The organism is Achromobacter sp. RT286_PF (genome assembly GCF_059760425.1).
In genome coordinates, this window is sequence record NZ_JCBAMR010000009.1 from 68,598 (window position 1) to 88,499 (window position 19,902).

The 19,902-nt window shown below is 67.3% G+C and carries 19 protein-coding genes; 5 read left to right on the forward strand and 14 right to left on the reverse strand.

What is annotated here, in order from left to right:
- Positions 1–12: 12 nt before the first annotated feature.
- From AC6LJY_RS10245 to AC6LJY_RS10255, 3 genes are read right to left on the reverse strand one after another with little or no spacing between them, the layout of a single operon-like run.
- On the reverse strand, positions 13–1,113 hold the full coding sequence (locus AC6LJY_RS10245) for a cupin domain-containing protein (RefSeq protein WP_120155643.1): 1,101 nt from the start codon (positions 1,111–1,113) through the stop codon (positions 13–15).
- A gap of 33 nt (positions 1,114–1,146) precedes the next feature.
- Positions 1,147–2,145 carry an ornithine cyclodeaminase family protein gene (locus AC6LJY_RS10250; protein WP_498135860.1) on the reverse strand — a complete coding sequence of 333 codons (999 nt, stop codon included), beginning with the start codon at positions 2,143–2,145 and terminating at the stop codon, positions 1,147–1,149.
- Positions 2,138–3,004: a fumarylacetoacetate hydrolase family protein gene (locus tag AC6LJY_RS10255; RefSeq protein ID WP_498135861.1), complete on the reverse strand. Its 867-nt coding sequence runs from the start codon at positions 3,002–3,004 to the stop codon at positions 2,138–2,140. Before AC6LJY_RS10255 ends, AC6LJY_RS10250 begins: the two co-directional genes overlap by 8 nt.
- 216 nt (positions 3,005–3,220) lie before the next feature.
- On the opposite strand from AC6LJY_RS10255, the gene AC6LJY_RS10260 reads away from it, so the two are divergent.
- The 3 genes from AC6LJY_RS10260 to AC6LJY_RS10270 all read left to right on the forward strand — a co-directional run bounded on the left by AC6LJY_RS10260 (position 3,221) and on the right by AC6LJY_RS10270 (position 5,286).
- Entirely contained in the window at positions 3,221–3,952 is a 732-nt protein-coding gene (locus AC6LJY_RS10260; protein WP_104145486.1) for a GntR family transcriptional regulator, read from the forward strand.
- A 207-nt stretch (positions 3,953–4,159) separates the two neighbouring features.
- Entirely contained in the window at positions 4,160–4,645 is a 486-nt protein-coding gene (locus AC6LJY_RS10265; protein WP_314362007.1) for a DUF421 domain-containing protein, read from the forward strand.
- A gap of 80 nt (positions 4,646–4,725) precedes the next feature.
- On the forward strand, positions 4,726–5,286 hold the full coding sequence (locus tag AC6LJY_RS10270) for a DUF4142 domain-containing protein (RefSeq protein ID WP_485858855.1): 561 nt from the start codon (positions 4,726–4,728) through the stop codon (positions 5,284–5,286).
- A 16-nt stretch (positions 5,287–5,302) separates the two neighbouring features.
- On the opposite strand, the gene AC6LJY_RS10275 is transcribed toward AC6LJY_RS10270, so the two are convergent.
- The 3 genes from AC6LJY_RS10275 to AC6LJY_RS10285 are packed head-to-tail and all read right to left on the reverse strand — an operon-like array spanning position 5,303 to position 9,385.
- On the reverse strand, positions 5,303–5,683 hold the full coding sequence (locus AC6LJY_RS10275) for a hypothetical protein (protein WP_498135862.1): 381 nt from the start codon (positions 5,681–5,683) through the stop codon (positions 5,303–5,305).
- A gap of 4 nt (positions 5,684–5,687) precedes the next feature.
- The gene (locus tag AC6LJY_RS10280) at positions 5,688–8,219 is read right to left on the reverse strand and encodes a cbb3-type cytochrome c oxidase subunit I (RefSeq protein WP_498135897.1); all 2,532 of its coding nucleotides are present in this window, start codon (positions 8,217–8,219) and stop codon (positions 5,688–5,690) included.
- Between the two features lie 47 nt (positions 8,220–8,266).
- Positions 8,267–9,385, reverse strand: coding sequence for a cytochrome c oxidase subunit II (locus AC6LJY_RS10285; protein ID WP_498135863.1), 1,119 nt, complete (start codon positions 9,383–9,385; stop codon positions 8,267–8,269).
- A 128-nt stretch (positions 9,386–9,513) separates the two neighbouring features.
- Here AC6LJY_RS10285 and AC6LJY_RS10290 point away from each other — a divergent pair, with 128 nt between their 5' ends.
- The gene (locus tag AC6LJY_RS10290; RefSeq protein ID WP_498135864.1) at positions 9,514–9,936 is read left to right on the forward strand and encodes a c-type cytochrome; all 423 of its coding nucleotides are present in this window, start codon (positions 9,514–9,516) and stop codon (positions 9,934–9,936) included.
- On the forward strand, positions 9,933–10,883 hold the full coding sequence (locus AC6LJY_RS10295; protein ID WP_498135865.1) for a c-type cytochrome: 951 nt from the start codon (positions 9,933–9,935) through the stop codon (positions 10,881–10,883). The genes AC6LJY_RS10290 and AC6LJY_RS10295 overlap by 4 nt, the downstream gene beginning before the upstream one ends.
- 25 nt (positions 10,884–10,908) lie before the next feature.
- On the opposite strand, the gene AC6LJY_RS10300 is transcribed toward AC6LJY_RS10295, so the two are convergent.
- The 8 genes from AC6LJY_RS10300 to AC6LJY_RS10335 all read right to left on the reverse strand — a co-directional run bounded on the left by AC6LJY_RS10300 (position 10,909) and on the right by AC6LJY_RS10335 (position 19,894).
- Positions 10,909–11,751 (reverse strand): symmetrical bis(5'-nucleosyl)-tetraphosphatase, encoded by an 843-nt coding sequence (locus AC6LJY_RS10300; protein WP_314362012.1) that lies wholly within the window; start codon positions 11,749–11,751, stop codon positions 10,909–10,911.
- 27 nt (positions 11,752–11,778) lie between these two features.
- The gene (locus AC6LJY_RS10305) at positions 11,779–12,036 is read right to left on the reverse strand and encodes a DUF1488 family protein (protein WP_046805685.1); all 258 of its coding nucleotides are present in this window, start codon (positions 12,034–12,036) and stop codon (positions 11,779–11,781) included.
- A gap of 129 nt (positions 12,037–12,165) precedes the next feature.
- The gene (locus AC6LJY_RS10310; RefSeq protein ID WP_485798541.1) at positions 12,166–12,801 is read right to left on the reverse strand and encodes a UdgX family uracil-DNA binding protein; all 636 of its coding nucleotides are present in this window, start codon (positions 12,799–12,801) and stop codon (positions 12,166–12,168) included.
- A 13-nt stretch (positions 12,802–12,814) separates the two neighbouring features.
- Positions 12,815–13,669 (reverse strand): BON domain-containing protein, encoded by an 855-nt coding sequence (locus AC6LJY_RS10315; protein WP_498135866.1) that lies wholly within the window; start codon positions 13,667–13,669, stop codon positions 12,815–12,817.
- Between the two features lie 330 nt (positions 13,670–13,999).
- On the reverse strand, positions 14,000–14,710 hold the full coding sequence (gene pdeM / locus AC6LJY_RS10320; RefSeq protein ID WP_498135867.1) for a ligase-associated DNA damage response endonuclease PdeM: 711 nt from the start codon (positions 14,708–14,710) through the stop codon (positions 14,000–14,002).
- On the reverse strand, positions 14,691–17,156 hold the full coding sequence (locus AC6LJY_RS10325; RefSeq protein ID WP_498135868.1) for a ligase-associated DNA damage response DEXH box helicase: 2,466 nt from the start codon (positions 17,154–17,156) through the stop codon (positions 14,691–14,693). Before AC6LJY_RS10325 ends, pdeM begins: the two co-directional genes overlap by 20 nt.
- Complete coding sequence (locus AC6LJY_RS10330) at positions 17,153–18,763, reverse strand: ATP-dependent DNA ligase (protein ID WP_498135869.1); 1,611 nt, start codon at positions 18,761–18,763, stop codon at positions 17,153–17,155. The genes AC6LJY_RS10325 and AC6LJY_RS10330 overlap by 4 nt, the downstream gene beginning before the upstream one ends.
- 36 nt (positions 18,764–18,799) lie before the next feature.
- The gene (locus AC6LJY_RS10335; protein ID WP_498135870.1) at positions 18,800–19,894 is read right to left on the reverse strand and encodes a ligase-associated DNA damage response exonuclease; all 1,095 of its coding nucleotides are present in this window, start codon (positions 19,892–19,894) and stop codon (positions 18,800–18,802) included.
- Between the last annotated feature and the right edge of the window lie 8 nt (positions 19,895–19,902).

The window sequence follows — 19,902 nt, forward strand, 5'->3', positions numbered from 1 at the left end:
TGACGACGACTGTCAGGACGCCGCGGCCAGCTGCGCGCGGTTGCTTTCAAAGCCGCTCTGGCTGCCCAGCGCCAGGATGGGTTCCTGCATGCGCTCCTGCCAGATCAGCGATTCCATGGCGATCTGCAGCGGGTGGTCCTGTACCGTCAGCGCGGACGTGGTCTCGGTACCGGAATGGTGCGAATGCATCGCCCAGCCGGGCGCCGACAGGATCAGGTCGCCCGCCTTCCAGTCCAGCCGCACGCCGTTGACCTTGCTGTAGCCGTTGCCGCGCAGGTAGTAGTTGATGGCCGACGAGCTGTGCCGATGCGGCACGTGGTGGTTGTCCGGCGGTGATGACGAGATGGTGGCGAAGAAACTGTGCGTGGTGCCGATGCGCCGCTCGGTGGCCGGGTTGTACAGCACGAACAGGCGGCGGCCGTTGTAGCCGCGTGCCATGTCTTCCACCGTCGGCAGATAGCGCGACACCGCCTGCCACGGCCAATGCAGCGCCTTGGATTCCAGCACGTCGATATCGATCAGCCATTCGTATCCCATCAGCCAGGCGCCCTCGGGCGTGATCTGTTCGCGCAGCGCCAGATCGCGCGAGCGAGCCGCGTCAGGGGCGCGGGGCGGCACGGGGCGGGTGTTGGCGTCCGCAGGCGGCACGTCGCCGTCAAACTCCTCGACGTAATGGATTTCGAGCTTTTCCAGTAACGGCGCGTTCGAATACGACAGCCGCACCCAAGGGGTCTTGCCCTCGTTGCGGTAAGCGTGCACCTGCATCGCGGGCGTGTTCCAGACGTCCCAGTGCCCCACGCGGATATCGCGCCCGGCCACCGTCGCGATGCCCTCGCCGCTGATACAGATTTCCAGCATGTTGGAGTTCTTGCGCAGGTTGTAGGTGCGTTCGCCGGGGTTGACGACGTTGATGGTCACATCGGTACCTGGCGCCAGGCCCAGGCCGGGTGCGGTGGCCTGTGGGTGCGTAATGAGCGAGGCGCGGCGGCCGTTGTCGGGCCGGGGTGCGTCAATCAACCGCGCGATTTCCAGATCGATGTCCTCTTTCGGGATCACGATCGACGGCCACTTGTTCTGTTCGCGGGGGCTGGCCCCACTGACGTCGACGAACATGTTTGTTTCCTCTGTTTTGTTGATGGATCGGGGTCAGGGCTGCGCCAGCAGCAGGTTTTCGCGGGTCTGCGGGGGCAGCGCCACGCCCAGGCCGTGTTCGCGGGCGTGCTCATAGACCACGCGCGCCATCGCCAGGTCGGACAGGCCCATCCCCATGCCCTTGAATATCGTCAGCCTCGCGTCCCTGGGTCGTGCCTTGCCGTCCGCCAGCCACTGGCCCAGCACCGACACGCTGTCCCACGGCGCGGCATCGGATCCAAAGCGATCGCGCAGTTCGCGCGAGCCCTTGCGGGCGTTTTCAAGGTCGTCGACCACTACCTCGTCGGCAAGCTCGAACACGTCCTGGGCAAACTCGGCCTTGGCGGGCAGGATGGCGCCCACGGCGTTCAGGTGCCGGCAATCGGCCAACATGGCAGCATTGACGAACGGCTCGACGGCGCGGGTGATCAACGTGACGATGTCGCCGCCCTCCAGCGCGTGCTCAAGGCTTGGCGACTCCTGGACGTCGAACCCATACTTGTCCGCCATGCTGGCCACGAAGGCGCGGCGCTTGTCGGGGGTGGGGCTGTAGACGCGGACTCGTCGTAATGGACGCACCGCCGCCAGCGCAGCCAATTGCGTGACGGCCTGCGGGCCGGTGCCGATCAACGCGGCCCGCGTAGCGTCGGCCGGGGCCAGCGCCCGTGTGGCCACGCCGCTGATCGCCGCAGTGCGCAACATGCCCAGCGCCCGCGCTTCGATCACGGCGCGCAAGGTGCCGGTCTGCGCGTCGAACAGACTGAACAGCGACCCGCCGCCCGCCTTCGTGTGCACCCAGGTCTTGAAACCGGCGTAGCCGCCCCGCCCCGTCTGCACGGAACCCAATGCATGCATTGAGCTGCCGTCGCCCCAGGTGGCCAGTGTTTTGGGCAGGTTGCGGGCTTGCTCACGGGCTTGCGCCACCAGCATGCTGTGCAGCGCGTCGATGGCGCGGGGGATGTTCAACGCCGAGACGACGTCCCGCTCTGTCAGATACAGCAGCGCATCATTCATGCGCGTCTCCCGATGCATGGGCCGGTTCGTCGGCCACGGTGTTGACCAGCGTGCCCACGCCGGGAATGTCCACTTCCAAGGTGTCGCCCGCGGCCATGAATCGCGGCGGCTTGCGGCTGGAACCCACCCCTTCGGGCGTGCCGGTGGCGATGATGTCGCCCGGCGATAAAGGGGTGAATGCGCTGATGTAGGCGATCAATTCTGGAATGGGGAAGATCAGGTCCGACACGTCGCCCTGTTGCATCAGTTCGCCGTTCAACCGGGACTGCACCTGCAATCGGCTCGGGTTGCCCACTTCGTCCGCCGTGACCAGCCACGGTCCGACGGCGCCGCTGCGTTCGAAGTTCTTGCCAGGCGTGACCTGCGCGTTGTGCTTTTGGAAGTCGCGCACCGAGTTTTCGGCCATGCAGGTGTAGCCGGCCACATGCGCCAGCGCGTCCGCGGCAGCGATGTGGCGTCCACCACGCCCGATTACCACGGCCAGTTCGCCCTCGTAGTCGAAGCGGTCGGAGGCGCGCGGCTTCCACACCGCCTGCCCATGGCCCACCACGCTATCCGCAAAGCGCACAAACAAGGACGGGTGCGCGGGAAGTTCGCGGCCGGCTTCGGCCACGTGGCGTCCGTAGTTCAGCCCGACGCACAAGATTTTGCGAGGGGCCGGCACGGGCGGCAGCCATTGCAGATCAGCCAAAGACCGGCGCGGCATGCCGTCGGCCTGTGCAGCGCCCGCGATCTGGTCCACGCCGGCTTCCAACGCCGCGATGACGTCGGGCCATACGTGAGTCAACACCACGACGTCGGGTCCCTGTACCACGCCCCAGGCTTGGCACCCGGCATCCAGGAAGCTGATCAGCTTCATTTTGTCTCCTGTACGTTTGGCGGCTAAGGCATGCAGCGGAATATCCCGTTGCATGCATTGGGCTGGTTATTTGCCCGCCTTCCGTTGTTTTTCCGAATTATTGCATGCAATTTTGAGGAATCGCAATACGCAACCTGTTTTTATCCGTGCGATTGCATGCAATTTTCTGGGTACACTTGAGCCCTTCCGACACTCTTCAGCCTTTGCCACCGCTCTATGGCCGCTCAGATCGATAAAGTCATTTCAGAACTTCGGGACATGGTGCTTTCGGGCGCGTTGCAGCCCGGCGAGCGTGTCGTGGAATTGCAGTTCTCGGCGCGTCTGGGCGTTTCCCGCACCCCGCTGCGCATTGCCCTGACCGAACTTGAAAAAGAGGGCCTGCTTGAACGCCTGCCTTCGCGCGGTTTTCGCGTGCGGGCCTTTACCGTGGACGAGATCGGCGACGCCGTAGACGTGCGCGGCGTGCTGGAAGGGATGGCGGCGCGGCTGTTGGCTGAGCGCGGGGCTTCGCAAGAGGTGTTGGATCAACTGACGCAGGCGGTGGATGAAGGCCGCGCGCTGTTGGCCCCGGCGCGCCGCGACCCCAACACCACGGTCGACGCCCGCGCCTGGGGGCAAATCAACCGCCGGTTCCACGAAATCCTGTGCGCCGCCGCAGGCAATCGCGCCTTGTTATCGGCGCTCGAACACAACAACAAGACGCCGTTGGCAGGCCCCGCCGCGCTGACATTGCCGTCGACCCCTTCGCTGTTGGAAACGCCGTTTGTGCTGCGTGCGCAAGCCGATCACGAAGATCTGTTGCGCGCCATCTCGCGCCGCGAAGCGGTCCGCGCTGAAAATCTGATGCGCGAACACGCCTACCGAAGCCGGGAGAACAAACGCGTATTGCTGGAATCCCTGCGCGGCGCGTTGCCTGCGCAACCCCTGCTGGCCGACAGCAGCGCGTAGGCGGCCGGCGTCTATGCGCGCGCAGTCAAGCCCGGATCTGCGCGCGTATTTGAGACCGTATTTGAACTCGTATCTCAGGGGCCACACGGCCCCACAGGCACAACATTTGCTGCTTCCTCGGCATCGCCGCCCCAGCGCGGCTTAGGTGTTGTCGCCACGATGTCGGATATTGCTGAAATTTTTGCGCTTCAAGCCGGGTTCGCGGAAATGATTGTCCGCGGCACCACCATGTATTGGGTGTTGTACGCGTTGCTGCGCATATCGGGGCGCCGCGACATGGGCTCGTTGGGCGTGGCGGACATGCTGGTGTTGGTGCTGGTGGCCGACGCCGCGGGTAATGCCATGTCGGGCGATTCTTATTCCATGGGAGACGGCATCATCGTCGTCACGACGATTGTCGGGTGGAGCTATCTGCTGGATCGCCTGTGCTATTACATCCCGCCCTTGCAGCGCTTTCTGGAACCGCAGCGTATCTGCCTGATCCGCGATGGCCGCATCCTTGTGGCGGGCTTGAAGCGCGAACACATCAGCCGGGGCGAACTGATGGAACAACTGCGTCTGAAAGGCGTGGGCGACATCAGCCGCGTCAAGCGCGCGTACCTGGAACCTACCGGCGAATTCAGCGTGATCAACCAGACCGAACACCCCGCGCCCGAAAATTCCACGCTTGAGGAATCCGAGAACAAGCCATGACGGCGGGAACGCGGTTTGCTGGATAGCACAAGGGTAGTTCTTATCAACGGCGCGCCGCGCCACCCCCTTGGGAGACGTACATGAAAACTCGCACCCTTACTGCCGCCCTGCTTTCGGTTGCCGCGATTGGCGTGGGCACCGCCGCTGTTGCGCAGCAGACTTCGCCCACCGCGCCCGCCGCGCCGATGGCCGCCGATTCCAAGCTGGACAGCAAAGACCGCGATTTTCTGGAAAATGCCGCACAGTCGGGTCATATGGAAGTGGAAGGCAGCAAGCTTGCCCTGCAGAAGTCGCAGAACGCTGAAATCAAGAGCTTTGCGCAGAAGATGATTGACGACCACGGCAAGGCCGGAGAGAAACTGGCCAGCTTGGCCAAAAGCAAGGGCTATGACGCGCCGACCGAGCCGTCGTTGATGCAGCAAGCCAAGCTGAAGACGCTGGGCATGCGCGACGACGGGTTTGACAAGGCCTATGCCGAAGGCGTGGGCGTGTCGGCGCATGAAGATGCGGTCAAGCTGTTTGAAGACGCATCCAAGAATGCCAAGGACCCGGAGATCAAGCAGTTCGCGACCGAAACCCTGCCCACCTTGCAGCAGCATCTGCAAATGGCAAAGACGCTGGAACAAGGCGTGAAAAAGTAGCCTTGAAGCCAGGCCGCTAGCCGCAGGCGGCAACCAGGAAAACCGGCACGGTCTGCCAAACGACCGCCAACGCCGACAACACGCACAACGCCCCGGTCAGCCAAGCGCGAAAGCGCGCGCCGTCCGGGGCGTTTTCATGCCTGGACCGGCGGGCCGCGTGGCGCGCGGCCACCGCCATTGCCATCCACGCGGCGATGCTCGCGGCAATGATCACCCAGGACGACACCGGCAGGCCAGCCGCCTGCATCGCGAACGCGGAATCGGGCCGCGCGCATGCCAATGCGTTGACGATGTAGATACCTAGAAAGTGCACCATCCAGATGAGGGGGCCGGCGATCAGCAGCAACAAGTCGCGGCCGAATGGCGCGGTCAGGCGCGGGGTCAGAGGCAGCTTCATTGCCCTACCCCACCAGCCGAGGAAAGGCGTGCACCAGCCCCAACCCCAACAGACCCTGTGCCACGGTGTAGTGCCACATCATCATCGTGGCGTGATAGCAGGCGCGCCGTGTGTAAGACAGCCTGCCCGCAACCGAGCGTGCCACCGTGAACGCGCCCATCGTCATGGCGATCAATGCAAAAAATGCCTGCAAGCCAGACACCGCGTACACGGCCGCCGCATAGGCAGAGGCCTGCGGCCGCAGCCCATGTGCCCAGTGTCCATGGAGCTCAAGCCCGGAGGCCACGCCCAGCAACACCGCGCCCGTCACCATGCCGGCCCTGAACAGGCCATGCTGTCTCACGCGCAGCCAATGCCCGCAGCGCGCCACCAGCGCGGAGCCGCCCAACAGCAGGCAGGCCGATAGCACGGGGCGCCCCACGCCGGCCAGTTCCGCAACGTCCGGCCAGGCGCCGGGCGCCGTGGTCCACAGGAACAGATACGCAAAGCACAACGATCCGAAAATGCTGGCGCAGACGATCACCAGCAGCGTCATGGCCCAGCCGTAATGGGATGCCGCGCCCGAGCACATCATTGGCACGCGCTCGCCCGCCCCGATGTCTACGGGCGCGTAGTCCGGCTCGGTGTCGGCGTCCCACAACCAACGCCACAACGATGCCACCGCCAGCACGCCGCAGGCCGCTGCCAACGCATGCATCTTGAAGGTAAGCAGCAAGAAGAATCCCGCCGTGCCCAGGGCAGCGAACAGCGGCAACCACCCTGGGCCGGGCAGCGGCAATACGTAGTCGGGCTGCGCGTCCACGGCGCTGGTTACCAGCGTTGAGCGCGTTCCCGATGGTGCGGAAGGCAGGAAATAGCGGCCGGCGGCCACGTCGCGCGCCAGGCCAGGCTGGTCCCACAGAGGTTCGCGCGAGGTCACGCGTGGAATGCTGCGCACGCCATAGATTTCGCTGGGTAGCCATTCCAGCGTGCCCGCGTTCCAGACGTTGCCGGCGTTACGGCCGATGGCCGGGCGGAAGTTGCGCGCCAGGTCCCAGATGAACACCAGCACGCCGGCCGCGATCAGGTAGGCGCCCACGGTGGACACCATGTTAAGCAGGCCCCAGCCTTGGCTCTCGGCGTAGGTATAGACGCGGCGCGGCATGCCGGCCAGGCCCGTGAAATGCATGGGAAAAAACGTGACGTTAAAGCCCACGAACATCAACCAGAATGCCCAGCGCCCCAGGCGTTCGGACAAGGCGCGCCTGCTGACCAGCGGCGTCCAGTAATAGAACGCCGCGAACAGCGGGAACACCATCCCGCCGAACAGCACATAGTGCAAATGCGCGACGACGAAATACGAGTCGTGCGCTTGCAGGTCGAACGGAATCACGGCCACCATCACGCCGGTCAGTCCGCCCAGCACAAAGATGAAGAAGAACCCCAGGATAAACAGCATCGGCGTCTTCAAAGGCCGCAAGCGCAGCGCCGCCGCTATCGTCGCGATCCAGGCGAATACCTGGATGGCCGTGGGCACCGACACGGCCATGCTTGCCGCTGACGCAAAGCTTAGCGACAGCGCCGGGATGCCGGTGGCGAACATGTGGTGCACCCACAGGCCGAAGCTGAGAAACCCGGTGCCGACCACCGCCATGACCACCCAGCGGTAGCCCACCAGCGGCACGCCCGTCATGGCGGGCACCATCATCGACACCATGCCGGCGGCGGGCAGGAAGATGATGTAGACCTCGGGGTGGCCAAAGAACCAGAACAAGTGCTGCCACAGCAAGGGGTCGCCGCCGCGTTGCGCGATGAAGAACGGCATGTCGAAGGCGCGTTCCAGTTCCAGCAGCGCCGTGGCCACGATGACCGCGGGAAACGCAATGATGACCATGCCGCAGAACACCAGCATCACCCACGCAAAGATCGGCATCTTGTCCAGGCTCATGCCCGGCGCGCGCGTGCGCAGAATACCCACGGCCAGCTCGATGGCCCCCGCGATGGCCGATATTTCGATGAAGCCGATGCCCAGCAGCCACAAGTCCGCGTTCATGGCGGGCGAATATTGCGAGCCGGTCAGCGGGGGGTACATGAACCAGCCGCCGTCGGGCGCCAGGCCAAAGAAGATGCTGCAAAAAAACACCAGCCCGCCCACCGCATAGGCCCAGTAGGCATAGGCCGATAACCTGGGAAACGGCAGGTCGCGCGCGCCCAGCATGTTGGGCAACAACAATACGGCAATGGCTTCCACGGCGGGCACGGCGAACAGGAACATCATCACGGTGCCGTGCATGGTGAACAGCTGGTTGTACAGCGCGTGCCCGATCAGGTGGCTATCGGGCGCGGCCAATTGCGTGCGCATCAATAGCGCCAGTACGCCGGCTAACAGGAAGAAGAGAAAGGCCGTGGCGATATAAAGCAAGCCAATCGACGCGTTATCCACCACGGTAACCAGGCGCCAGCCACTGGGCCGCCACCACGCCCGCAACAGCGCGCCCTCTTCTTCCTGCGGGCGCGGCGAAGGATTGGGCAGCTTGGGGGTCAACAAGGCGCCCACGGGTGGCGCTTGTGGGGTGGCGGTCGCGGGGGGCTGGGCGTTATCGCTCACTTCAGGCTTTCCAGGTAGCGGGCCACGGCGCGCAGATCTTCGCCTGGCAGTTGGTTGAAGGACGGCATGGGGTTGCCCGGTTTGATGTGTTGGCTGTCGGCGATCCACCCGGCCAGCGCGCCTACGTTGTTAGGCAGCACACCGGCTGCCAGTGACAGGCGGCTGCCTACGTGGGTCAGGTCTGGGCCCAGCGTGCCCCGGGCCGCCGTGCCGCGCACGGTGTGGCATTGCGCGCACGCTTGCTGGAAGACTTGCTCGCCCTGATGCAGCGTGGGCGCGGACGCCTCAGCCGGCGGCGCCTCAGCCGGCCGCACCTCAGCCGGCCGCACCTGAGCCGGCCGCACCTCAGCCGGCCGCGCCTGAGCCGGCCGCACCTGAGCCGGCCGCACCTGTGCGTCTTGCCATGCTTGGTACGCGTCGGGTTCCAACGCCACCACGTTGAACTTCATGTTGGCGTGTTGCGCGCCGCAATATTCGGCGCATTGCCCGGTAAACGTGCCTGCCGCCTGCGCGCGTACCCGCAGGCGGTTCACGCGGCCGGGAATCATGTCCAGCTTGCCCGCCAGTTCGGGCACCCAGAAGCTGTGGATGACGTTGTCGGAACTCAGCTCGAACTCAACCCATGCGCCAACGGGTATGCGAATGTCGTTGGCGGTGTCGAACAAGACGGCGCCCGACGCGTCGTGGTAGCGCACCCGCCACCACCATAGTTCGCCCTTGACGGCGATACGCACCGCAGGCTTGGCGCCGTCGCCGGCCATGGAAGACCCCGTGCTCAACACGTAGACCAGCAACGCAGTCAGCGCGACTACCGGAAACGCGATGCCCGCGCCGACGATCAGCGCGGGGCTGGACAGACGCCGACGCGCGGCGGCCGGGCCAAACAGCGCCACGGCCACCAACGCGAACACCACCACGAAAATCGCCGTGGCGCCGATGAACAGGACTTGGCTGATGTCGGCAATGACATGCGCGCCGTCGCCTGCCGGCCCGCGCGCCATGGCAGCGGGCAAGCGCGTCCCGGCGGAATCCGCCTGCGCGGTGGCAAGCACGTAAGAAAGGATGGCGGCCATGCCGCGCGTCAGCACGTGGCATACCTGGGCAGCCTGTGGCATACCCCGGGGCCTTGCAACGCGTTGTATTTTCACGCTGCCGAACGCGGTGAGCGCGCGAGGTCAGCGTCGGGCGGCACGACACTTGCTGGCGCTCGGCAGGTATCTCAGCCGCTGGACGTCAGACCCTCTTGCGCCTTACCGCTCGCCCTCCCCTCATCCTGCTTGGCGCTGCCGCGCTGTCGTTGCTGGCGGCGTGCGGGGACGAGCGTCCGCCATTGGCGCAGAACCTGTCCGCTAACGCCCTGCCCAGCACTGCCAACGCGGTGCGCGGGCGGCAACTGGTGTCCAACCACGGTTGCCTGGCCTGCCACGCCGTGCCGACGGTGCGCGGTCCGGCATCCGCCGTGGGGCCGCCCTTGGACAATCTGGGGCGGCAGGCCTATTTGACTGGGCTGCTGCCCAACACGCCCGCCAATCTGGTCCGCTGGTTGATGGACCCACCCGCCATCAATCCGCGCACCGCCATGCCGAACGTCGGCCTGAGCCAGGCCGAGGCGCAAGACATTGCGGCGTTCCTGCTGAGCTTGCCCAAGGGACAGGAGGCGCAATGAGACGCTGGCCACGTATCGCTGCCTGGTGTGTCGCTGCGTTGGCCGTTGCGGGCGCGGCGGTCGGCGGCGCGGTTGTCTACTTCGGCTGGTATGACGTCAGCGCCACCGGCCCGCACACCATGCCCGTCTATGCCTTGCTAGACGTGGCGTCCACGCGGTCGGTGAAGTTGCGGTCGGCGGACATCAAGGTCCCGGACCTGGACAGCCCGCAGCGCATACGACGCGGCGATGCGCTGTACCGCGCGCAATGCGCGCAGTGCCACGGTGGGCCGGGCCAGGCGCCCGAACCCTATGCGCTGGGGCTGAATCCCCCGCCCCCGCCGCTGGTGACCAGCGCTCGGGAGCGTCCGGCGGCCGAGGTCTACTGGATCATTCGCCAGGGCATCAAGATGACCGGCATGCCGGCCTGGCAGTACCGCATGACGGACGAGCAGATTTGGGACGTGGTGGGATACCTGCGGGTGTTGCCGACGCTATCGGCGCAGCAATATCGCGACGCCGCGCCGCCCGGTGACCCGGCTTCGGGCGCGGCGTCCTCCGCGTCGATTGCGCCTACAGAGGCGCGGCCAAGCGACGGGCGCGCAGGCGAAATGGGCGTAGGCAACATGCCCGCAGGCGACGTGCGCGTAGGCGACATGCGCGCAGGCGACATGCGCCTGGGCGATGCCAAGGCCGGGCGCGATGCGTTGCAGCAGTATCTGTGCGTGACCTGCCACGCCATCCCCGGCGTGCCGGGCGCGCGCCACTATGTTGGCCCGTCGCTGGATGGCATGGCGGACCGTTCGCGCATCGCCGGCGTTGTGCCGAATTCGCCTGATTCCATGCAGCAGTGGTTGATGGACCCGCAACGTATCAAGCCGGGCACTGCCATGCCCGCCCTGGGCCTGCGCGAACAGGACGCGCGCGACATCGCGGCGTTTTTACAGACCCTGTCCAATGTTGAATAACTTTGAATAGCGGGCACGCGGCGGCTCAGGCTTGCAACGCTTCCGCCCCAACCTGCAACAACTTTCGGTCGGCCACGCGCAGCGCCGTCAGCACGCCTCCCGTCACGCAGCCCGTGTCCAGGCAGGTGACGTCACGTCGTACCAATAACCCTAGCGTGGCCCAATGGCCGAACAGGATGGGGGTGTCGACGCAGGCCCGCCCGGGCACGTCGAACCACGGCAAGGTGCCTTGCGGCCAATGGCCCGGGGTGGCTTTGGCGCCCAGCGCCATGGCCCCATCGCGCGAGCACAGCCGCATGCGCGTGAACGCACCTACGATGAATCGCAACCGCGAGTCGCCATGCAGTTTTGGCGACCAGGCGCGCGGCGAGCCGCCGTGCAATGCGTGCATGACGGCCCGCCAGCGATCTGCGCGCAGCGGCGCCTGCGCTTCATCCGCCAGCGCCTGGGCGGTGCGCACGTCCCAGCTGGGGTAGATGCCGGCGTGCACCAGCACGTGGCCGGCTTCCACGTGCATCAGGGGCCGCTGACGTAGCCAGTGCAGCAGCTCGTGCGCGTCGGGTGAGGCGAACAGCTCGTCCAATGTGTCGCGCCGCCCGGGGCGGATGCAGCCGGCAGCAATCCCCAGCGCACGCAGATCATGATTGCCCAGTACCACTGTGGCTCGTTCGCCCAGCGCCATGACGCGCCGCAATGTGGCGGCGGAATCCGGACCCCGGTTGATCAAATCGCCCACGAACCACAGGCGGCAATGCGGGTCATCGGCGATCTCGGGGCGTGCCAGCAAGGCGTCCAGCGAATCCGCGCAGCCGTGGACGTCGCCGATCACCCAGATCGACGGCGCATTTGGTGGTGCCTGGATGTCCATGTTTGCCCCGCCGTCGCCGCGAGTCCGTCAGGCGAAATCGCCCTCGCCCAACTGGATGGGGCCGTCGGCGGGCACCCCCTTTGCGCGTTGGGCGGCGTCTTGCAGCGCCTGGGCGGCGTTTTCGAACGCGTGCAGCAGTTCGGTGGCAGTGTCGTCCGCCGCGCCAAAACGGCGCCGCAAGACGTCGCCCGAGATCTCGAATTGCCGCGTGACGCCGGCCGTTTCCATGTTGAACAGGACAGCGTCGCCTTGCGTGTGCGCACCGGTGGCTTTGGTGAATTTCATGGGATCGATCCTCCTTGATCGTTAGGGCTGGGCAGATTGGTTGTTGCTTGTGGCGGGTGGCTTGTCGCGGGTTGCTGGCTTGTTGCTGGACTTGTTGCTTAGCTCGTATGGCTTGTGCCGGCCGCTGCGCTACCCGCCTTCGTCGGCCAGCCGCTTGGCGCGCGCCAACGCCTTGACGATCGCCTGGTAGGCGGCGTCCCGGCTGTCGTGGCTGGGGCTGCGCAGCGCAAATGACGGATGGTAGGTGGCCAGCACCCGGCTGTTGCCGCGCTTCATCACGTGGCCCATCGCGTCCTTCAACGTCCGCTTGGCGTCCTGCATGACGGCGCCCAGGGCCGTCGCGCCCAGCGCCACGATGACGCTGGGCCGGATGTCGTCCAGCTCTTGATCCAGCCAGTACGAACAGGCGCGAATCTCGACCTGCGCGGGCGACTTGTGCATGCGGCGCTTGCCGCGCAGCTGCCATTTGAAGTGCTTCACGGCGTTGGTCACATAGACGGCCTGGCGCTCTACCCCGGCTTCGGCCAAGGCCTTGTCCAGCAAGGCGCCGGCCGGGCCAACGAAAGGTAGCCCGGCCAGGTCTTCTTTGTCGCCGGGTTGTTCGCCGACCAGCATGATGCTTGCGCGGCGTCCGCCTTCGCCCCCCACCGCCTGCGTGGCGTTGCGCCACAGGCCGCAGCGCCGGCAGTCGTCCAGGGCGCGGGGCTGCTGATCGGGGTCGATGTCCCCGTCAGCGCCGTGGGTGGGGGTGGGCTCGGCGTTCATGGCATGGCCGCCGTTATTCCCGGCCGCCGCCAATGGCGGTGTCGCCGGTGGCGGTTGATTCCCCGGCGCCGCCCTTGCCCGCGATGCGGATGCGGTTGTCGACGTCTTGCACGCCCGCGCACGCGTCGGTGCAGTCTTCAATGCGGTGCTTGGTGCGGCGGTCCGGCGCGGTGCCTTCCAACGTGACGCGGCCATCGGTCACGCTGACCGACACGTCGCTGACGTCCAGACCGCTGTGCGCCAGGTATTCGCAGACGTTTTCGCGCACGCGCTCGTCAGACCGGGTGTAGCCCTTGGGGTCGGTGCGAAACGAGCCCCGGTCGCGCCAGGCGGTGGGCCCACGGTTGTAGCCGCCGCGTTCAGCCGTTTCGAAGGACACGCCGGTCTCGTCGCCCCAACGCGGGCGGTCGCCGTAGTAGCCGCCTTCTTCGTCGCCATAGGACGTGGGGCCGGAGTAGGACGGGTTGCGCGATCCATACACCTGTTCACGCTGGTAGGACGGGTCTTCGTTGCGAAACCCGCCGTAGCTGCTTTGGCCGGGGTCGGCGCTGCGGCTGCGCAGGCCGCCGCGCGACTCGCGTGCACCAGGCGCGGGCCGATTGCCATCGCCCTGGTAGCCGTACGAGGGCGCGGGGTCGTGCCAGGGTTCCTGGTCACCCGCGCCCCGGTTGCCCCGCCCTTGGCCTTGCGAGCCGGGATTGCGATAGGGGTCACGATTGGGATCACGATTGGGATCACGATATGGGTCGCCCTGCGAGCGCCCGCGCTGGTGGGCCTGCCGGTACGGATCACCCCGCCCGGCGTCGGCGCCCGGATCGCGTTCGAAGTCATCGTCATACCGGGGCGTGTACCTGGGGTCACGGTTCATTGTGAGTCTCCTGTGAAGGTGGGTCCTGCCTCGCACGAACCGGGGTGTGGCCCGTGCGGGCGCCTGCCGGGTACGCAGCAAGTGGTGTGCCGCGCAGCGAGGCAACATGCGTTGCGGGGTGCGCCGGGTCCCTTCCGGCCGCCGGGGCCGGTTGGTTTTTGGCGGGGCTACCCTGCCCTGCACTTCTTACAACGGCGGTAATAAGTGCCGGGTCGGCCGGGGGGCTACGAGCGACGGCACTACGCGAGTGGGCTGCGCGAGTGGGCTGCGCGAGTGGGCTGCGCGAGTGGGCTACGCGAGTGGGCTACGCGACTGGACTACACGACTGGACTACGCGCGTGGTGGCGTCCAGCCTATCGGCACCACGCTGCCGTGAACGCAGGCGGCCAACTGCTGTCCGCCTTGCCCCGTCCGCCCCGCCTGCCCCGCCTGCACGGACACGGCGTGGCCCCCTGTGAAATCCGAGAACGCCGGCAGCACGGTGACACCCGCTTGCAGCCAGAACGCGGGCCAATGGCGGGGCACGCCGGGCAATCGGGTTTTGGGATGCACGTGGCCCGCGATCACGTGGCGGCCTTGCGCGTCGGGCTTGGGCAGGTGCCGGAACAGAAACGGGCCGTCGGCCTGCTCGTCGCCCAGTTGTCGCATGCCCAGCACATCGCCCTCCAGGGCGCGGTCGTGATTGCCGATCAGCACGGCCACGTCCAGCCCCGCGTGGGCGCGCCGCCATTGCGCCCAGTCAACGCGCCAATCGGCTTGCGACATCGGCCCATGCAGCACATCCCCCACAATCCACAACTGCCGCGCGCCCGTGTCGTGGACCAGGCGCGTCAGCCGGTCCAGGTCGGCCTGCGTGGCGCCGCGCGGCACGGCGATACCGGCCTGCCGAAACACGTGGCCCTTGCCCAGATGCAGGTCGGCGATGACCAGCCGCGCGCGCGCCGGCCAATACAACGCGCGCTCGCCCAGCAGCAGCACCGGCTCGCCGGCCAGCGTCGTGGGCAAGGCGTGCGCCGAGGGGTCATCCTGCAATTCGGGCATAGCGTTTCTCTAGTTGGGCGGCAGCGCGCTTGACCCGGGCCTGCCAGGTTTCGGTACTGAGTTGCCCGCGCAGGCTTTCGGTCCACAGCGGAAACGACAGTGGCGTCAGCGCGCGCGGCGTGCAGAGGTCCAGCGTACGCGTCTGGCAATCTTGCAACGCCGCCATCAGCCGGGGCGCTTCCAGCTGGTTGTCGAACACCTCGCGTTCGGCCTGCGCCAGCAAAAGATGGTCGGGATCGTAGCGGCGCAGCACGTCGTACAGCAGGCCGCTGGACGCCTGCACCTGGCGCAACGAACGGGCGGCCCTGCCCGGCAGCGACGGCGTCAGCAATCCGGCCACGCGGGCAATCTCGCGAAACTGCCGCCGCGCCAGTTCGCCCAGGTTCACGCCGTCGCGCAAATCAGCGGCCATGTGTTCGGGGCTGAGCAATTGGCGCAGCAAGGCGTCGTCCAGCAGCGCGGGCTCGGCCAACGTCAGCATCAGGCCGTAGTCATTGACCGTATAGGAAAAGGTATTGGGATGGCGCCGGCCCCAGCGCAGCGCCATCATGGCAGCCATGCCTTCGTGCACGGCGCGGCCCGCGAACGGGAACAGGAACAGATGCATGCCGCGCCGCGTGGCAATCTGTTCGGCCAGCAGGCGGCCCGGCGCCGGCAGCGCACTGGCCTGGCGCTGGATGCGCAGCAGCGGCTCAACGGCGCGCATCTCGGGGTGATCGCCGGGATCGGCATACAGGCTTTGCACTTCGCGCGCCAACTGGGTGGACAGCGGCATGCGGCCGCCCTGCCACGTGGCCACCGGCCCGTCGCCGCCCTTGGCACGCCGCACGTAGGCCGTCATGCCTTCCAGCCGCGCAAGCTCCAGCGTGCGGCCGGCGAACTGGAAGCGGTCACCGGGGCGCAGCCGGGCCAGAAAGCCCTCTTCCACCGACCCCAGGCTGCCGCCGCGCAGGTACTTCACCGACACCGCGCCGTCGGCCGTGATGGTGCCGATGGACAGCCGATGGCGCAGCGCGATGCGGCGGTCGTGCACGCGGTAGCAGCCGTCGTCGCCCCTTTCCACGCGGCGAAATTCCGGGTAGTTCGACAAGGCGCGACCGCCCTGCACGATGAAGTCCAGCACGGCCTGCCAAGTGGGCACGTCCAGGGCGGCATAGGCGTGCGTGCCGCGCACCTCTTCGTACAGCGCATCCGCCTGGAAACCGCCGCCCAATGCCAGCGTGACGGCGTGCTGGGCCAGCACGTCAAGGCTGCCACGCGGCGGTGGCCGCGACTCGATATCGCCGCGCGCGATGGCCTGGCGGGCGGCGGCGTATTCGACCAGTTCCAATGCCTGCGCCGGCACGCACACCACATGGCCTGATTCGCCGGGCCGGTGTTTGGCGCGGCCGGCCCGTTGCAGCAGCCGGGCCACGCCTTTGGGGCTGCCCACCTGCAAGACCTGATCCACCGCCGGAAAATCCACGCCCAGGTCCAGGCTGGACGTGGCCACCACGCAGCGGATGCTGCCGTCGCGCAGGCCCTGTTCCGCGCGGGTGCGCAGCTTGGGGTCCAGCGAGCCGTGGTGCAGCGCCAGCGTGGCCGGGTCTTCGGGCCAGATCGATTCCAGCGCACGATGCCATAGCTCGGCCTGCGCGCGGGTGTTGGTGAACAGCAGGCTGGCGCGCACGTCGAACAGGCGCTTGTACACGCGCGCCAGTTGCGACAGGCCCAGATGCCCCGCCCACGGCAACGCGCCGCTGCGCTCGGGCAGCAAGGTGGACAGCGTCACCTTGCGCGGCCGTGCGCCGGACACCACCGCGCTGTTCGGCTGATGCGGCAACAACACGTCGCGCGCTTCATCCAGATTGCCCAGCGTGGCGGACAGGCCCCACATGCGCACGTCGGGCGACAGGCGCCGCAGGCGCGCCAAACACAGCTGCAACAACACGCCGCGCTTGTTGCCCAGCAGCTCGTGCCATTCATCCACCACGATGCACCGCAGCGCCCGAAAGCGCGACGACGCGTCCGCGTACGACAACAGCAGCGCCAGGGATTCGGGGGTGATGACCAGCACATCGGCCTTGCCCTGGCGCGCCAGCCGTTTGTCGCGGGCGCTGGCGTCGCCGGTACGCAGGGCCACGGTCCAGCCCAGGTCCAGGTCCGCCACCGTGTCGGCCAGGGCGCGCGCCGTGTCGGTGGCCAACGCCCGCAGCGGCGTCACCCACAGCACGCGCGGCCCCGCGCCGGCCGTGGGTGTGGCACCGGCCCGATCGGCCAGCGCTTGCAGCATCGGCCCGCCAAACGCCGCCAGCGTCTTGCCGCTGCCGGTGGGGGTATGCAGCAGGCCGGATTCCCCTGCCAGGTAACGCTTCCAGGTCTCTTTCTGAAAAGCCGCCGGGCGCCAGCCGCGCGCTTTGAACCAGGCCGACAGCGGCGCGTCCCAGCCGCGCGGGGGAGCCGTCATCGCGCCAGCGCCTTCAGCGTGTCGAGCTGGTCGGCCTGATCCGCGGGCTTGTCGCGCCGCCATCGGAGGATGCGCGGAAAGCGCACCGCCACGCCCGATTTATGGCGCTTGGACAGGTTGACGCCTTCAAACCCAAGCTCAAACACCTGTACCGGGTCCACCGAGCGCACGGGGCCAAAGCGTTCGCGCGTGTGGGCGCGCAGCCAGCGGTCCAGCTCCAGGATTTCCTTGTCGTCCAGGCCCGAGTAGGCCTTGGCGATGGGCACCAGCGCATCGCCCTGCCACAGGCCGAAGGTGTAGTCGGTGTACAGCGTGCTGCGGCGGCCATGGCCCGATTGGGCGTACAGCAGGACAGCGTCGATGGTCAGCGGGTCGATCTTCCACTTCCACCAGTCGCCGCGCCGGCGCCCGCTTTGGTAGGGGGCCGACGCCCGTTTCAGCATGAAGCCTTCGACATCGCGTTCGCGCGATTCCATGCGCAAGGCGGCGGCCGCCTCCCAACTGGCGGGCGACACCGCCGGCGATAAGGACAGGCGCGGGTCGGGGTGCTGCCGCAGCAGCGTTTCCAGCATGGCGCGGCGTTCGGACTGGGGCCGGTCGCGCAGGTCGGCGCCGTCTAGCTCCAGCAGGTCATAAGCCAGCATGCGCACGGGCGCTTCCGCCAGCCACTTGGGGCCGGGCTTAAGCCGCTGGATGCGGGTTTGCAACGCGGAAAACGGCATCGGGCCGGCGGCGTCCTCCTGCCAGGCCAGCAGTTCGCCGTCCAGCACGCAGTCCACCCGCAAGGCGTGTGCGGCGGCCTCCACTTCGGGGAACCTTCCGTCCAGCCGCTCTTCTCCGCGCGACCACAGCGCCACTTCGCCATGGCGGCGAATGAGCTGGGCGCGGATGCCGTCCCACTTCCATTCGATCAACCAGTCGTCGATGGGGCCGAGCGTGGCCGGGTCCGCTTCCAATGGCGAGGCCAGGAAGAACGGGTACGGCTGCTGGCGGTCGCCGGGCAGTGCTTCGGCGCTGAGCAGATCGCGCAGGAACGCCGGGCTGGGCGTCCATGTGCCCAGCATGCGCTGCGCGATCCGGGCGATGGGCACCCCCGACATTTCGGCCAGCGCCTGCTGCACCATGCGTTGCGACACGCCGACCCGCAGCGCGCCGGTCAGCATCTTGTTGAACACCAGCCTTTCCGACAACCCCATGCCGCGCCAGGCGGTCACGATGATGTCGCGGCGTTCGGACTCGTCGCGGTTGGCGATGGGCAGCAGCACTTCTTCGATCCAGTCGGCCAGGCCGCGCTCGGGGTCGGCATGGGCGGGGTCCGGGTCGGGCATCAACAAGGCCAGCGTTTCGGCCAGGTCACCGACCTGGTCATAGCTGGCGTCCACCAGCCACGCCGGGGTATCCGAGGCGGCCGAGATCCACGCGCGCAATTCGGCCGACCCCGCGATCTTGCGCCGCGCGCTGGTGATCTTGCCGCCCGCCAGCAGGTACAGCGCCCACACGGCGTCGCGCGGCGGTGCGTCGCGAAAATACGTGACCAGCGCCGCCCGCTTGTCCAAGGTGGCGGTACTACGGTCCAGTTCCTGATACAGCGCTGCAAATCGCTTCATGCCGGGGTTGGCCTCCTGGGGGTGGGCTTCGCCGTGTTAGTCATCTTCGCCGTACTGGGTCGCCAGGGTTTCGGCCGCCGTACCGGTCTCGTTCAGGATGCGGACCAGTGCGTCCGTGTCGCCATGCGTGGCAATGACGCGGCGCGCGCCGGTCTCGCGGATGGTGCGCAGCAAGGCCGGCCAGTCGGCGTGGTCCGACACGACAAAGCCCCGGTCCATGTTGCGCCGCCGACGGTTGCCGCGCAGCCGCATCCAGCCGGACGCAAACCCATGCTGCGCCTTGCGAAAGCGCCGCAGCCAGCTGCTGCCAGCGGCGGACGGCGGCGCCAGGATCAGTTCACCGGCAAAGCCGGATTTGGCGACGTCGGCCGCGTCGGTGATTGCGTCAGCGACGGCTGCCGCAGCATCGGCTGCCGCAGCGTCGGCTGCCGCGACCCCCGCCTGCGCGGGTGCGGCGCGCGTACCGCTCGCGTCAATCACCAGGCGCGTGTCTGCCATGGCGATGCCGGCTTGGCGGTACACGTCCACCCCGGCCGCGATGGCGCCGTGCAGGTAGACGGGCCGGTCGATCCATGGGGCCAGTTCCGCCAACACCCGCTGCGCCTTGCCCAGCGCGTAGCAATACAGGATGGCGGCCTCGCCACGGGCCGCGCAATGGTCGCGCCATTGAACGATGTCGCGCGCCACGTCGGACGTATCGGGCCACCGGTAGATGGGCAGGCCGAAGGTGGCTTCGGTGATGAACGTGTCGCAGGGCACGACTTCGAACGGCGCACACGTGGGGTCGGGCTGGCGCTTGTAATCGCCCGACACCACCCACACCTGGCCGTCGACTTCGATGCGCACCTGGGCCGAGCCCAGCACGTGCCCCGCCGAATGCAAGGACACGCGGGCGTTGCCCAGCGTGAAGGTTTCGCCGTATTCATGCACGCGGTAATCCTGCTGCCCCAGGCGCCATTGCAGAATCGGCAAACCCTGCGCGCTGGTGTGATAGCAGCCCATGCCCGCGCGGGCGTGGTCGCCGTGGCCGTGCGTCAACACGGCGGCGTCCACCGGCCGCCAGGGGTCGATATAAAACCGGCCAGCCGGACAGTACAGGCCTTCAGGCCGTAGTTGCACGACGTCTTGCATCGAACGCC